A 14,678-nucleotide genomic window follows, 5' to 3' on the forward strand; every position below is an offset into this window, starting at 1 on the left:
GCCTCCTGTCCGACGGTCGGTCGCGTTACGCGGCTGCCTGCTCGTCCGTGCCGGCTGCGGCCTCGGCGAGCGCGGTGAGCGCGCCCTGCACGAGCGTCGTGACCTCGGCGTCCTCACGCGGGTGGGTCTCCGCGAAGCGGACGACCGACTGCGGGATGGCGACCTTGACGTCCTCCAGGACCTTCGCGCCGGCGATGCCGGCGGCCTTGCGGGCGTCGTCGTGCGCCCAGACGCCGCCGTACTGGCCGAACGCCGAGCCGATCACGGCGAGCGGCTTGCCGGACAGCGGCGAGGCGCCGAACGGACGCGAACCCCAGTCGAGCGCGTTCTTCAGGACGGCGGGGATGGTGCCGTTGTACTCGGGGGTGATCAGCAGGACGGCGTCCGCGGTGGCGACGGCGTCGCGGAAGGCGACGGCAGCGGCGGGCGGGGTGTCGCCGTCGATGTCCTCGTTGTAGAACGGCAGGTCGACGATGCCGTCGAAGGTGTGCAGCTCGATGCCCTCCGGCGCGTGGTGCGCGGCGGCCTCGGCGAGCTTGCGGTTGATGGAGTCGGCGCGCAGGCTGCCGACGAGGACGAGGACGTTCGTCATGGAGCTCCTTCTGTTGCGGGATGCTGTTGCTGGACGGAAAGGTGTCAGCGACAACCAATCCGATCGTCGGGCGCGCTATTCCCAACGCTGGGTACGGTGGCGTCGTGACCTCGCTTCGGACCCCGGCCAGCACGCCTCGAACCACCGATCCGACCTGGTGGCGCGACGCCGTCGTCTACCAGGTCTACCCGCGCAGCTTCGCCGACACGGACGGCGACGGACTCGGTGACGTCGCGGGCATCACGAGCCGGGTGCCGTACCTGGCGTCGCTCGGCGTCGACGCGCTGTGGCTCTCCCCGTTCTTCCCGTCGCCGCTCGCCGACGGGGGCTACGACGTCGCCGACTACCGGGCCGTCGACCCGAAGCTCGGGTCCCTCGACGACCTCGACGCCCTGGTCCGGGCCGCCCACGAGCACGACCTCAAGGTCATCGTCGACATCGTGCCGAACCACACCTCGGACCAGCACGAGTGGTTCCGGGCCGCACTGGCGTCCCCGCCCGGGTCGGCCGAGCGTGCGCGGTACGTGTTCCGCGAGGGGTCCGGCGACTCCGGGGAACTGCCGCCGAGCGACTGGGTGTCGAACTTCGGCGGCAGCGCGTGGACCCGGGTACCGGACGGGCAGTGGTACCTGCACCTGTTCGCCCCCGAGCAGCCGGACCTGGACTGGTCGAACCCCGAGGTCCGCGCCGACTTCGAGGACACCCTGCGCTTCTGGTCCGATCGCGGTGTCGACGGGTTCCGCGTGGACGTCGCGCACGGTCTGGCGAAGGACCTGTCGACCCCATACCGGCCCTCGAACGAGCAGGACCTGCCGCTCGACGGCTCCGACCCGCTGTACGACCGCGACGAGGTGCACGAGATCTTCGCCACCTGGCGCCGGGTGCTCGACGAGTACGAGCCGCCCCGTGCCGCGGTCGCCGAGGCCTGGGCCCCCGCGCCCCGCCGCGTCCTGTACGCCCGGCCGACGGAGCTCGGGCAGGCCTTCAACTTCGACCTGCTCGAGTCCCCCTTCGAGCCGGACGCCTTCCGTCGGATCATCGAGCGGAACCTGGCAGCCTCCGAGCAGTCGGGCGCCTCGAGCACCTGGGTGCTGTCGAACCACGACGTCGTGCGGCACCCCACCCGGTACGGCCTGCCGGACGGCACCGACACCGATGCCTGGCTCATGACGGACGGCACGACGCCGGAGCTCGACCGCGCACGGGGGCTCCGCCGGGCACGTGCCGCGACGCTGCTGATGCTGGCGTTGCCGGGGTCGTCGTACGTCTACCAGGGCGAGGAACTCGGCCTGCACGAGGCCGCCGCGATCCCGCGCGACCTGCTGCAGGACCCGAAGTGGCTCCGCACCGGGCACACCGCGAAGGGCCGGGACGGTTGCCGGGTGCCGATCCCGTGGACGCGTTCCGGGCCGTCGTTCGGCTTCGGGGACGTCGCACCGCACCTGCCGCAGCCGCAGGACTTCGGGGAGTCCTCGGTCGAGGCCGAGGACGGCGATCCCGAGTCGACCCTGTCGCTGTACCGCCGGGCGCTGGCCGCACGACGCCGGCTGCAGCAGGGGGAGGCGCTGACGTGGCTGGAGTCCGGCTCCGAGGTCGTGGCGTTCGCCCGGCACGACGGCTGGCGATCGTTCACGAACTTCGGCACGGAGCCGCTGCCGTTACCCGCCGGCACCGTCGTCGTCGCGTCGTGCCCGCTCGACGAGGTCTCGTCCGGTGTGTTGCCCGGCGAGACGACGGTGTGGTTGGCCTGAGCGGACAGGTTCTTCCTCCACAGCCCGGAGGCCCGTGGTGACGTTCCACAGATCGTTTCGCCGCCGCCCGGGGGTGACCTCCCGATCGCGAGCATCGGGGCATGACAGATCCCACTGCTCCAGCATCCGGTCCACGGCCACTCCGGTCGCGGGTCGTCCGTCGCCTCGCTGCGGTCGGCGCCGCGCTGACCGCGCTCGGCGTGCTCGCGGCGCCCGCCGTGCTCCCGTCCGGGTCGAGCGCCGCTGCGCTCGACTTCCCCTACGTCAACGAGTTCTCCAGTGCGTCAGGCGGCACCCTGCACGGTGACGCCGCGGTGTCCGACGGCCGCCTGCGACTCACCGACGACGTCCGGAACCAGGCCGGGGCCTGGTCGACGAACGACACGTTCCCCTCCGACACCGGGCTCGAGATCGAGTTCACCTACGCCATGTACACCGCGAAGGACGACCCCGGGGCCGACGGCCTGCTGCTGTACCTGGCCGACGGGGCCGCACCACAGGGTGTCGGGTCGTACGGCGCCGGCCTCGGGTACGCCTGCCGCAGCACCGTGACCGAGGGCGGTGGACGCCCGTGCGACCTTCCGGGGGTCCCCGGCGGCTTCGCCGCCGTCGCGATCGACCACTACGGCAACTTCTCGTCGCGCATCAACGACTCCGGTCCCGGTGCCCAGGCCGACCACGTCGTCGTCCGCGGCTCGGGCGACGGGACCGAGGGCTACCGGTACGTCGCCGGCGTCGCGGCCCCCGGCGGCACGGTGACCGACGGCGCCGCACCGCGGAAGGTCCGCGTCACCCTGCTGCCCGAGGCCGACGGCGGCCTCGCCGTGACGGTCCGGATCCAGGCCGGCGGAGCCCTGCGGACGGTGCTGGACTCCGTGCCGCTGCACGGCGACGGACAGGCCCCGCTGCCGAGCACGCTCCGCCTCGGGTTCGCCGCGGCCACCGGCAGCCACGTCGACAAGCACGAGGTCGATGCGCTGCAGGTCCGGAAGCCGGCGGACCTGTCGGTCGAGCACGACCTGCCCGCGACCGTCGCGGCAGGCGACCCCGTCCGCTACGACGTCACGGCCCGGAACCCCGGCCCGAACGCCTCCGATCCGAGCCCGTTGCGCGTCGACGTGCCGGACGGCATCGAGGACGTCACCTGGACGTGCACCGCGGCGGCGGGCTCCGCCTGCGCGACCGCGACGGGGAGCGGTGACGTGGCGACCGACCTGTCCCTGCCCCGCGACGGTTCGGCCGTGGTGACGATCGACGGGCGGGTCGCCGCGGGCACCGAGGGGAGCCTGGAGAGCGTCGCGACGATCGCCACGCCTGCGTCGTTGTCCGACACGAACGAAACGGACAACGTCTCGCGGGCGAGCACGACCGCGACGGCACCGGTGGCCGTCGCGCACGTCGAGACGGACAAGTCCGTGTCGCCGTCGACCGTCGCACCCGGTGACGAGGTCGAGTACCTGGTGACCGCACGGAACCGGGGCCCAGCGGTCGCGGAGCACGTCGGGGCCGTCGACGACCTGCCCGAGGCCATGGGCTTCGCCGGTTCGGACGACGGGTGCACCGCCGAGGGGCAGCGCGTGACGTGCCGATCCGACACCTCACTCGACGTGGGGGAGACCCGCGCCTTCCGGATCCGCGCCGTGCTCGACCCCGGGTACCGGGGGGACGGATCCGACGTGGTGAACGTGGCGACCGCGACCTCGCCAACCGACCCGGACGGGGGCGACCCGTCCACCGGTGTGGCGATCGTCGTCGACCCGGGCGACGAGGGACCGGCGCCGAGCCCTGCGCCGACGACCGGTCCGGCACCGGACGACGGGGACGGCTCCGGTGATGGCGGTTCCGGCGACGGCAACGGCCCCGCGGCGGGTGCTGACGACGGGCGTGCGGGTGCTCCGGCAGCTGACCACGGGGCCACCGCGCCCGTCGGAGCCCTCGCCTACACCGGCTCCGAAGGGGTCGGCCTCGCCGCCGCGCTCGCAGCCCTGGCCGCCGCCGTCGGATCCGTGTGCTGGTGGCTCGCCCGACGTCGTGCCCGCCGGGACGCGCCGACCGACGACCCGCAGCAGCCCTGACACCGCCGGGACGGCACCGGACAGCGGTGCCGTCCCAGCGCACGGGTGTGCACGTCCACAGGGGGTGGAGCCGCCGCCGGTCGGGCGTTCACCCCACCGGCGGTAGGATCGGATCCACGATCCGCATGCCCGAAAGAGGTCTCGTGTCCGACACCGTGGACGACGCCACCACCGTGGAAGACGCGACCCAGCGCGCGCGGTACTGGCCGATCCCGATCCTCCGGGCGGTCCCCGCAGCGGTCGTCGCGATGGTCATCACCTTCTCGACCAACCACGCCGCGGGCTACGGTCTCGTGCTGTTCGGCGGCTTCGCCCTGGTCGAGGGCCTCGTGCTCCTGTTCGCCGGGATCTCCCGACTGTCCCTCGACGGCCGTTCGCGCCGCACGACCCTGCTGCAGTCCGTCATCACCCTGGTCGCCGCGGTCGCCGCGTTCGCGTGCAACGGGTTCGGGCTTCCGGCCTTCATCACGGTCATCGTCGCGTTCGCGGTGCTGACCGGGGCCCTCGAGCTGTCCCAGGGGCTCCGTGCCCGACGTCGCTCGCCCTTCGCTCGCGACTGGACCACGATCGGCGGCCTGACGCTGCTGCTCGCGGTCGCCTTCCTCGTCACGCCGCCGGACTACTCCCAGCAGCTCGGTGGCGTGGAGCAGGTCACCGGCACCCTCGACGCCTCGATCGTGCTCGTCGGCCTGCTCGGCGCGTACCTCGCCATCACGGCCGTCTTCCACGTGATCGCCGGCCTCTCGCACAAGTGGGGCACGGCCACGCCGGCCGTCGCCCCGGACGGAGCACCACACGCATGACCACCCCCAGCCGTCGTGACCGTCTGCGCCCGGTCGAGCTCCTCGGGATCTCCGCGATCGTCGCGGTGTTCACCGGGCTCGTCGTGCTGTTCTCGACGCGGGAACTGCAGCTGGCCGTGATCTTCCTCGGCGTCGCGTTCATCGTGGTCGTCGTCGTGCTCGCGATGCTGCAGCTCGCCTCGTCGAGCGAGCAGGACGACAACGACATGCTCGGCGGGCACAAGACGCCGGGCGAGGGCGACGGCGACGACTTCCACTGACGGCTGACGCAGCGGCGATCGCGTCCTGACGCCTGACACGCCCGAGGTCACGGATCAGGAACGGTCCTGTCAGGATCCCGCGTCCTGCCGACACCTCTGGGTGAAGGAGGTGGGATGTGGACGTGACGACCGGCACCGACACGGACGAAGGACTCGTCCGTGCGATGGCACAGGGGGACACCGGAGCGCTCGCACGGGCGTTCGATCGGTACGCCGCCACGCTCACCCGGTACGCCTGGGCACTCGTGGACAACCGGTCCGACGTCGAGGAGATCGTGCAGGACGCGTTCCTCACGCTCTGGCAGCGGGCGGCGACCCTCGAGCTGCCGGCGGACACCGTGCTGCCGTGGCTGCTCGTCGTCTGCCGCAACCACGCCTTCAACACCGGACGCAAGCAGGCCCGTCGTCGCGCGGACGAACTCCCCGAGCACCTCGCCTCGCCCGCCGACCACGACGAGGCCCGCGAGACCCTGCGCTGGGTCCGTGCCGAGATCGCCGCGCTCCCCGACCTCGACCGCCGCATCTGCGAGCTCTGCCTCCTCGAGGGGTACTCCTACGCCGAGGCCGCGGAGCTCCTCGGGCTCACGGTCGGGGCGGTCACCCAGCGGGTCTCCCGCAACCGACGTCGACTCAAGAAGGCGGTGATGCACGATGAACACTGAACCTCCCCAGGGAGACGAGCTGCAGCGCATGCTCGTCTCGATGAAGCAGAACGTCCTCGAACGCGCCACGCCCCGCCCGAAGCGACGTCGTGGTCGCTCGGGGGTCGTGATCGGCGTCGTCGCCCTGCTGGCACTCGGCACCGCGACCGGCGCCGTGGCCCTGACCCTGTCGCAGCAGAACGCCGACCCGGTCGCCGCTCCCACCCGGACCCAGCAGCCCGAGCCCTCGCCCTCCGCGACCACGCCGAGCTCCGCCCCGATCACGGGCGCCCCGATCCCGAAGCCCACCCGGACCCCCACCGTGGCGACGATCCCGGCGACCTGTCGCGACATGGTGCCGGCGGAGGACTACACGCGGCTCTTCGGGGAGAATCCGCTGACCGAGATCTCGAAAGCGAAGGACGGGACGGCCGGCGGCGATGGTGAAGACGTCACCTGGGCGGACGGGGAGTCGGAGATCATCTGCCGGTGGTCCGACCCTCGAGCGGACGTCAGCGGGCTGACCATGACCATCGGGACGGCCGGACCCGGTGCCGCGGACGTGCTCGCGACCAGTCCGCTCCAGTGCGAGGACCGTGACGGCGGCCGGGTGTGCCAGTCGTCCGTCCGGGCCCAGACCGGCCCGGTCGACCAGGTCTCCACCTTCTTCCTGCGCGACGACACCTTCATCGTGATCCGGCAGGCGAACTTCCCGACGAACGGTCTGCTGGACGCCGTCGTCGGGGAGATCTGGGGGGACTGACGGCCTGGAGGCACGTGACGGACCCGACCCGTGCCTCCAGTCCGTCGGTGGCCGGATCGCGAGCAGGAACGGTCGCCTCGCGCACCGTGACGCGACCGTTCCTGCTCACGGAGCACACCGACCACGCCCCGCGTCACCCCACCCGCGCCGCCACGATGTCGCGTGCCAGCGTCCGGACCGCACGGCTCGGCTCCGGGGACGTCCGGACCGCGAGACCGATGCGGAGCGGGTCGACCTCGTCCTCCAGGTCGAGCACCGCACCGTCGTACCGCACCCCCGAGTCCGGCACGACCCCGACGCCGAGCCCGGCCGAGGCGAACCGGATCACGGCGGGCATGTCGTTCATCTCCGCGACGATGCGCCGCCGGATGCCGAGCCGCTCGAGTGCCCCGTCGAGGATGATCCGGTTGCCGAACCCGTGCGCCGTGTCGACGAAGGGTTCATCGGCGAGTTCGGCGAGCGACACCGACGACCGGCCGGCGAGCGGGTGGTCCGACGCGGTGAACACCCGGAACGGCATCTCCCGCAACGGCTCCACGACGACGCCGGCGGGCACGGTGGGCAGGCCCGTGTAGGCGATGTCGAGCCGCCCGGCGACCAGGTCCTGCACGAGCCCGGTCGTCCCCGACGGCGAGGTCATCAGCTCCACGGCGACGAGCGGGTGCTGCCGTCGGAACCGCTGCAGCACGCCCGTCAGGTCGACGATGTCCATGCTCGTGAAGATGCCGAGCCGCACCCGTCCCCGCAGCTCGGCGTCGTCGGCGGTGGCCAGGTCGCGCATCCGGTCGAGGGACTCGAGCACCGCGCGGGCGTGGGGGAGCAGGTCCTCGCCGGCGGGGGTCAGGACGAGCTGTCGGCCGGTGCGGTCGAAGAGCCGCACCCCGAAGCTGCGCTCGAGTGAGGCGACGCCCGCGGACACCGTGGACTGCGCCGCCCAGAGTCGTTCCGCGGCGCGGGTGACGCTGCCCTCGGCGGCGACGGTGACGAACTGTTCGAGCAGTCGGGTCTCCATCGTCCGAGTATCGAGCAGATCGATCGTGCACATCAAGCGCATCCGTTGGACTCGATGCACCCCGAGCGCGATCATCGGAGCATGTCAACCGTCACCGACACCCCGACGGGCACCGTCCCCGCCACCACCACCGCCGCCGCTGCTGCATCCGCGAGCGACCGTGTCGTCGCCCCGCGCGGACGCCGTGTCCACACCCGTCGGCGCCACGGTTTCGGCTTCTGGGTCGTCGCCTTCGCGTTCCTCGCGGTGATGGCCTTCGCGACCGTCCCCGCGCCCCTCTACGTCATCTACCAGGCCCGCGACGGGTTCCCGACCTTCACCACGACGGTGATCTTCGCGGCGTACGGCGTCGGGGTCGTCGGGTCGCTGTACCTGGCGGGACACCTCAGCGACGTGCACGGGCGGCGCCCGCTCATCCTGGTGTCGATCGCCCTCGAGCTCGTCGCCGCCGTGCTGTTCCTGCTCTGGAACGACGTCACCGGCCTCATCGTCGCCCGGCTCGTGACCGGCCTCGGTGTCGGAACGCTGACGGCGACCGCGACGGCGCACCTCGGCGAGCTCCGGGTCCGTGCGACCGGGTCGAGCGACTCCGCGAAGGGGGCGAGCGTCGCCGCCGGGGCGGTGAACCTCGGTGGGCTGTCGCTCGGCGCCCTGGTCGGCGGAGCGCTCGCCGAGTTCGTCGGGCAGCCCCTCATGGTCCCCTACGTGGTGTTCGTGATCGCGCTGGCCGTCGCGTTCGTGCTGGTGCTGGCCGCACCGGAGACGGTCGACCGCCCCGAGCAAGCCGTGGCCTACCGCCCGCAGCGCATGCAGGCTCCCGAGGGTCAGGGCGCCGCGTTCTGGGCGGCCGGTGCAGCCGCGTTCGCCGCACTCGCCGTGCAGGGGCTCTTCACCTCGGTCGCGCCGAGCTTCCTCGGCACCACCTTCCACGTCACCGACCGCCTGGCCGCCGGGGCCACGACCTTCGGGGTCTTCGCCGCGAGTGCGCTGTCGCAGATCGTCTTCGCCCGACTGTCGCAGCGTGCGCAGATCCGGCTGGGCATGGTGCTGCTGGTCGTCGGGCTGGTCGTCCTCGCCGTCGCCGCGGTCCTGCTGCAGGTCGCCGGGTTCATCGGCGGCGGGGTCGTCGCGGGCGCCGGCGTCGGCCTGCTGTTCCGCGCCGCGATCGGCAGCGCCGCAGCACTGGTCGGTCCGGAGCGCCGTGGGGGCGTGCTCGCCGCCACGTTCCTCATCGCCTACGCCGGGCTCACCGTGCCGGTCGTGGCCGTCGGCGCGGCGCTGCTGGTGATCCCGACGCTCCCCGTCCTGATCGGGTACGTCGTGCTCGTCGCCGTCCTGGCCGTCGTCGCCGGCACCCGGCTGGCCGCGCGCGCCTGACGGGTGGCGGGCCTGGCGTCCGCCCGTCGCATCCCGGAACCAGGTTCCGGACACCGAACCACGCGATCGCGCAGTGCCGTGTCCGGAACCTGGTTCCGTCGTACGGTCGCACTCCCGGCATACTGGGTGCGTGCCCCGGAACCGCAACCGTCCCGTGATCACGGGGATCGCGGCTGTGGTGGCCGCCGGTCTCCTCGCCGGCGGGCTGTTCCTGACGGCACGGCAGGGCGCTGACGACCCGACCATCGGCGGCTCGACCGTCGGTGAGACGACCGGTGCTGCATCGCCCTCGGGTGACAGCACCGTCACGATCACCCGCACGGGGCCGGACATGCCCGGGTCCGCCGCCCTCGCACGGTGCGACAGCACGACCCAGGCTGCCGTTGCGCAGTACGACACCCAGGCGCTGGGTCGTGTCACGCTGCAGTGCGGCACCGCTGCCCAGGGCTACGAGCACATCCGGGTGCGGCACACCGCGGACTGGCAGGACGTCGTCACCGGGCACGGCTCGCGCGACTGGGACGACGCCATGCTCACGGCGGTGCAGACGGCGCTCGAGGACCCGCGCCCCGGGTTCCCGCTCGACGCCGGCGACGGCAAGGTCTGCTACGCCGCACCCGTCCGGTTCGACGACGGTTCACGCCCCGACGACGAGCCCTTCGTCAAGGTGATCGTCTCGGCCACCACCGACCGGGTGATCACGGCGTACCCCACGCGCACCGACGACTGCTGACCCCGGCGCTGTCCACCCGTTCTGCGACAGACCACGCGTCGATCACCTGGTGGATCGTCGCGAAACCGGGGCTTGACGGCCGAGCGCCGACCTACGCGTGCACCTCGTACTCGTGCCGCCGGTGTGACGACGGCTCCAACTGGAACGTCGAGTGCTCCACCGGCACGTCGAAGTGCTCCGCCACGCACCGCTGCAGTTCGTCGAGGATCGCCGGGGCGTGCGCCGTCGAGAAGCAGTGGTCGTCGACGACGACGTGCGCGGTCAGGTTCGGCACGCCGGTCGCCACGAGCGTCGCGTGCAGGTCGTGCACCGCGATGACGTGGTCGAGCTCGAGGATGTGGCCACGCACGTCGTCGAGGTCGAGCCCCGGCGGCGTCGACTCGAGCAGCACGTTCGCGGTCTCGCGCAGCAGCCGGATCGCCCGCGGCAGGATGAGCAGGCCGATCAGGATCGCGGCGACGGAGTCCGCCCGCTCCCACCCCGTCAGCATGAGCACGATCGCGGCGATGATGACGGCGACCGACCCGAGGGTGTCGTTGAGGACCTCGAGCCGGGCGGCGCGCGAGGTGAACCCCTCGCCCGAGGCCCGGAGCAGCACCGCGTAGGCCACCAGGTTGCCGACGAGTCCGACGATGCCGAAGACGAGCAGCGGCCCGGAGTGGATCTCCTCCGGCACGACGAGTCGCTGGACCGCTGAGATGATCACGTAGACGCCGACGGCGAGCAGGATCGCGGCCTGCGCCGTGGCGCCGAGGACCTCGGCCCGCTGGAAGCCCCAGGTGCGCTGGGCGGTCGGCGACCGGCGGGCGAGCCGCGTCGCGACGAGTCCGATGCCGAGTCCGCCGGTGTCGACGACCATGTGCCCGGCGTCGACGAGCAGCGCGAGCGAACCCGTGACCACGGCGCCCACGACCTCGGCGAGCAGGATGCCCGCCGAGATGCAGAACGCGACGAGCAGGGCGCGCTCCGAGGCGTGCCCGACGCCGTGCCCGTGGTCGTGTCCCATGTGCGACATCGTAGGGATCCGCACTGACGACATGCCAGGATCGTCAGCGTGAGCCGGTCGCCCTACGAGCTGTCCACACCACCCGAGGTGCTGGCCCGGCTGCACCCCCGACTTCGGACGTACTTCGGTGCCGTCCCGCCCGGGCACGTCGGCTCCGGCGAGGGCGTGTTCAGCGTCGTCGGCACCCCGCGCCGATGGCTGTGGCCCCTGCTCGCCGTGTTCGCACGCGACGCCGTGCTGTTCCCGGTCTGGGAGCGGGACGTCCCCTTCACGGTCGAGAACCTGCCGGCTCGCGTCCGTCGCGGATCCGGCACCGGCCTGGAGGCCCGCCCCGCCGTCCGCGCGCACCGCACCTTCCACTTCCGCTCCGGATCCCGCACGATGGTGGACGCCATCACCGCCGAACACGACGGCCTGGTCGACCACCTCGGTCGCCGTGGGCGCGTCAGCGCCCGACTCCGGGCGCAGGTCGACGCGGACGGCCCGGACGCGGGCGCCCTGCGCCTGGTCTCCACGCGCGTGACGTTCCGTGCGCTGGGACGCGATCTGCGCCTCCCGGCCGCCCTGAGCCCGCGCGTGACGCTCACAGAACGATTCGATGACGAAGCCGACCTGCAGCGCGTGTCCCTGGTGCTCACCGCGCCGGTGCTCGGCACGCTGTACCGGTACGAGGGGGCGTTCCGGTACGCCGTCGTGCCCGATGCCGGTCCTGAAGGGGGACGTTGATGGTCGAGCAGCAGAAGGTCGTGATCGCGGGAGCGAGCGGCTTCGTGGGGCGGTACCTGCGGGACGCCTTCGCGGAAGAGGGCTACCGGGTCGTCACCATCGGCCGGACCGGCGACGCGGTGTGGGGCAACACCCTGCGCATCCGGGAACTCGTCGACGGTGCAGCCATGGTCGTGAACATGGCGGGCAAGAGCGTCAACTGCCGCTACGGCCGACGCAACCGTGCGGAGATCATGCGCTCACGGGTGGACACCACGCTCGAGCTCGCCGAGGCCATCCGGACGTCGGAGCACCCGACGCCGCTGTGGATGAACGCCTCGACCGCGACGATCTACCGGCACGCCGACGACCGCCCGCAGGACGAAGCCACCGGCGAGATCGGCGAGGGGTTCTCGGTCTCCGTGGCCCGCGCGTGGGAGGACGCCTTCTTCGGCGCCGACCTGCCCGGTACCCGTCGTGTGGCACTCCGGATGGCGATCGTGTTCGGCGACGGCAGCGCCCTGCTGCCGCTCCTCCGGCTCGCGCAGGCCGGCCTCGGCGGGCCGCAGTACGACGGGCCGTGGGTGCCGACGCGCTCCCGGCTCCGCGCCGGCACGTACCACCACCACCGGCCCACGCACGGTCGGCAGCGGTTCAGCTGGGTGCACATCGCCGACGTCCTCGGGTCGATCCGGTTCCTCCGCGACCACCCGGAGATCGAGGGGCCGGTCAACCTCTCGAGCCCGAACCCGTCCGACAACCGCACCGTGATGGCGACCATCCGCGACGCCGTCGGACGCCGGTTCGGGGTGCCGACCTGGCGGTGGATGCTCGAACTCGGTTCGTTCGCGATCCGCACCGAGACCGAACTCGTGCTGAAGAGCCGGTGGGTGGTGCCGACCCGGTTGACCGAGGCAGGCTTCGAGTTCCGGTACCCGCACCTGCGTGGGGCGCTCGCCGGGATCATCGCGGAGCGCCGCCAGCACCGGGGCTGAGCGCCGGTACCGGGACGCCGTCGACCGGGGCCGGGTCCGGCGCCGGGTCTGGGCCCGGGCCGCGGTCCCGCGCCGGACGCGACGACCACAGCACGGCGGCCACGACGACCGCGCCGGCGAGCACCTCGACCAGGTCGGGCACCTCGCCGAAGGCCGCCCACGACGCGAGCACCCCGACCACCGGCACGAGCATCGAGAACGGCGCGACCGTGCTCGAGGGGTAGGTCGCCAGCAGCCGTGACCAGATGCCGTAGCCCACCAGGGTCGCGACGACCACGATGTAGAGCAGGCCCAGGTCGGCGGGCAGCGCCGCCGGCGTGAACGCGGTGCCGAGGGCGGTACCGATGCGGTCCGGTCCCTCGACCACGAGCGACAGCACGGCCATCGGCACGGGCGGCACGACCGCCCACCAGAGGGTCAGGTGCAGCGGGTTCGCGGCCCCCGCCCGCCGGGTCGCGACGTTGCCGATCGCCCACCCGAGGGCACCGCACAGCGCGAGCACGACGGGCAGCAGCGCGGCGGTCTGGGAGCGGTGCAGGGCGATCGCGGCCAGGGCGGCGACGGCGACGGTCACCCCGACGACCTGCCGGCCGGTCAGCCGCTCGCGCAGGAACACCCCGGCCAGCACCACGGTGAAGGGCGCGGAGGCCTGCAGCACGAGCGAGGCCAGCCCCGACGGCATGCCGGACGCCATGCTCAGGTACAGGAACGAGAACTGCAGCACGCCGAGGCCCAGACCGACGAGCAGCAGTCGCCCGAACGGGATCCGCGGCCGCGGCACGAACAGCAGCGTCGGGACCGCCAGGATCGTGAACCGCAGCGCTGCGAGCAGGAATGGCGGGAAGTGCTCGAGCGCGAGTGCCGTCGCAGGGAAGTTCAGTCCCCAGACCACGGCCACGACGACGGCGAGGAGACGGTCACGAGCGGTCATGCTCCTCATCGTCCCGGCCCACACGTTGTAGGTCCATCGAAACCTTCACGAAGCACGATGTAGGGTCCCTGCATGGTCGACTTCGACGTGCAGCTGCTGGCGGTGCTCCGCGAGCTCGCCGAGCGTGGCAGTGTCACGGCCGTCGCCGAGGCCACCCACCGCACACCGAGCGCCGTCTCCCAGCAGCTGCAGACGCTGCAGCGGCAGGTCGGGGTCCCGCTGGTCGAACGCGTCGGGCGTGGCGTCCGGCTGACCCCGCACGGCCAGGTCCTCGCCGGCCTGGCGTCCGGGGTCGCGACCGCCATCGCGCGGGTGGACGCCGCCTGGCAGGAACACCTCGGTGGCACGACCGGACCGGTGTCGCTGGCGATCTTCCCGTCCGCCGCCGAACTGCTGCTGCCCGGCGTGCTCACGCGGATGCAGGCGCACCCCGGCATCGCGCTGACCCTGGTCGACGTGGACGTCAGCGAGGGGGAGTTCGCACCGCTCGCCGCCGACCACGACGTGGTCGTCGGACACCGGTCGGACGGCGTGCGCCCGGCCGACCAGGGATCGGTCGACACCGTGCCGCTCCTCCGCGAACCGCTCGACGTGGCCCTGCCGCCCGGGCACGCCCTGGTCGGCCGCGCACGCGTGGGCATCGACGAGGTCGTCGGGGAACGCTGGATCGGCGTGCCCGAGGGCTACCCGATCGACCGTGTGCTGCACGCGATGGCCGCGGCGACGGACACCCCGCCGAGCGTCGCGTTCCGCACGATCCACCTGCCGGTCATCGAGAACCTGGTGGCGGCAGGTCACGGCATCGCACTCGTCCCGCGGTACACGTCGGGCACGCGGGCCACCGGGCGCTTCCACCTGGCCGAGCTGGCCGACGTGCGCGCAGGGCGCCGGATCGAGGCGCTGGTCCGGCCCGACCGTGCGGTCCGGCCCGTGGTGCGCAGCGTCCTGGAGGCGCTGGTCGCCGAGGCCCTGTACGTCACCACCTGACGGGGGTGCGGTCGGCGGCGGGGCCGCACCGAGCCTCCCGGCCGCCT

The 14,678-nt window shown here is 72.7% G+C and carries 15 protein-coding genes; 11 read left to right on the forward strand and 4 right to left on the reverse strand.

The window, feature by feature from the left end; translation table 11 throughout:
* Positions 1-25: 25 nt before the first annotated feature.
* The gene (locus DEJ30_RS00950) at positions 26-592 is read right to left on the reverse strand and encodes an NADPH-dependent FMN reductase (protein ID WP_027464982.1); all 567 of its coding nucleotides are present in this window, start codon (positions 590-592) and stop codon (positions 26-28) included.
* 104 nt (positions 593-696) lie between these two features.
* Here DEJ30_RS00950 and DEJ30_RS00955 point away from each other — a divergent pair, with 104 nt between their 5' ends.
* From DEJ30_RS00955 to DEJ30_RS00980, 6 genes are all read left to right on the forward strand, one after another.
* Entirely contained in the window at positions 697-2,343 is a 1,647-nt protein-coding gene (locus DEJ30_RS00955; RefSeq protein WP_110858651.1) for a glycoside hydrolase family 13 protein, read from the forward strand.
* Between the two features lie 101 nt (positions 2,344-2,444).
* Positions 2,445-4,418, forward strand: a complete 1,974-nt coding sequence (locus tag DEJ30_RS00960) for a DUF11 domain-containing protein (RefSeq protein ID WP_146238461.1) — start codon at positions 2,445-2,447, stop codon at positions 4,416-4,418.
* Positions 4,419-4,561: 143 nt separating this feature from the next.
* The gene (locus DEJ30_RS00965) at positions 4,562-5,221 is read left to right on the forward strand and encodes a DUF308 domain-containing protein (RefSeq protein WP_258369760.1); all 660 of its coding nucleotides are present in this window, start codon (positions 4,562-4,564) and stop codon (positions 5,219-5,221) included.
* Entirely contained in the window at positions 5,218-5,481 is a 264-nt protein-coding gene (locus tag DEJ30_RS00970) for a hypothetical protein (protein ID WP_027464979.1), read from the forward strand. The genes DEJ30_RS00965 and DEJ30_RS00970 overlap by 4 nt, the downstream gene beginning before the upstream one ends.
* Positions 5,482-5,603: 122 nt before the next feature.
* Positions 5,604-6,143, forward strand: coding sequence for an RNA polymerase sigma factor (locus DEJ30_RS00975; RefSeq protein WP_081827229.1), 540 nt, complete (start codon positions 5,604-5,606; stop codon positions 6,141-6,143).
* A complete protein-coding gene (locus DEJ30_RS00980) occupies positions 6,133-6,885 on the forward strand; it encodes a hypothetical protein (RefSeq protein ID WP_146238462.1) in 753 nt (250 codons plus the stop codon). Before DEJ30_RS00975 ends, DEJ30_RS00980 begins: the two co-directional genes overlap by 11 nt.
* A 133-nt stretch (positions 6,886-7,018) precedes the next feature.
* Here the strand turns inward: DEJ30_RS00980 and DEJ30_RS00985 are convergent, their stop codons facing one another.
* A complete protein-coding gene (locus DEJ30_RS00985) occupies positions 7,019-7,930 on the reverse strand; it encodes a LysR family transcriptional regulator (protein WP_181430048.1) in 912 nt (303 codons plus the stop codon).
* 48 nt (positions 7,931-7,978) lie between these two features.
* Between DEJ30_RS00985 and DEJ30_RS00990 the strand changes: the two genes are divergently transcribed.
* Positions 7,979-9,274, forward strand: a complete 1,296-nt coding sequence (locus tag DEJ30_RS00990) for an MFS transporter (RefSeq protein ID WP_110858656.1) — start codon at positions 7,979-7,981, stop codon at positions 9,272-9,274.
* A gap of 130 nt (positions 9,275-9,404) precedes the next feature.
* A complete protein-coding gene (locus tag DEJ30_RS00995) occupies positions 9,405-10,007 on the forward strand; it encodes a hypothetical protein (RefSeq protein WP_111123554.1) in 603 nt (200 codons plus the stop codon).
* Positions 10,008-10,098: 91 nt separating this feature from the next.
* On the opposite strand, the gene DEJ30_RS01000 is transcribed toward DEJ30_RS00995, so the two are convergent.
* A complete protein-coding gene (locus DEJ30_RS01000; RefSeq protein WP_110858658.1) occupies positions 10,099-11,013 on the reverse strand; it encodes a cation diffusion facilitator family transporter in 915 nt (304 codons plus the stop codon).
* Between the two features lie 48 nt (positions 11,014-11,061).
* Here DEJ30_RS01000 and DEJ30_RS01005 point away from each other — a divergent pair, with 48 nt between their 5' ends.
* Complete coding sequence (locus tag DEJ30_RS01005) at positions 11,062-11,739, forward strand: DUF4166 domain-containing protein (protein WP_110858659.1); 678 nt, start codon at positions 11,062-11,064, stop codon at positions 11,737-11,739.
* Entirely contained in the window at positions 11,739-12,713 is a 975-nt protein-coding gene (locus tag DEJ30_RS01010; protein WP_110858660.1) for an epimerase, read from the forward strand. The genes DEJ30_RS01005 and DEJ30_RS01010 overlap by 1 nt, the downstream gene beginning before the upstream one ends.
* Here DEJ30_RS01010 and DEJ30_RS01015 read toward each other — a convergent pair.
* A complete protein-coding gene (locus DEJ30_RS01015; RefSeq protein WP_110858661.1) occupies positions 12,682-13,644 on the reverse strand; it encodes an EamA family transporter in 963 nt (320 codons plus the stop codon). The two genes, DEJ30_RS01010 and DEJ30_RS01015, sit on opposite strands and share 32 nt — an antisense overlap.
* 72 nt (positions 13,645-13,716) lie before the next feature.
* On the opposite strand from DEJ30_RS01015, the gene DEJ30_RS01020 reads away from it, so the two are divergent.
* Entirely contained in the window at positions 13,717-14,631 is a 915-nt protein-coding gene (locus tag DEJ30_RS01020; protein ID WP_110858662.1) for a LysR family transcriptional regulator, read from the forward strand.
* Positions 14,632-14,678: the final 47 nt, after the last annotated feature.

The sequence above is a fragment of the Curtobacterium sp. MCPF17_003 genome, assembly GCF_003224385.1.
Lineage (GTDB): Bacteria > Actinomycetota > Actinomycetes > Actinomycetales > Microbacteriaceae > Curtobacterium > Curtobacterium flaccumfaciens.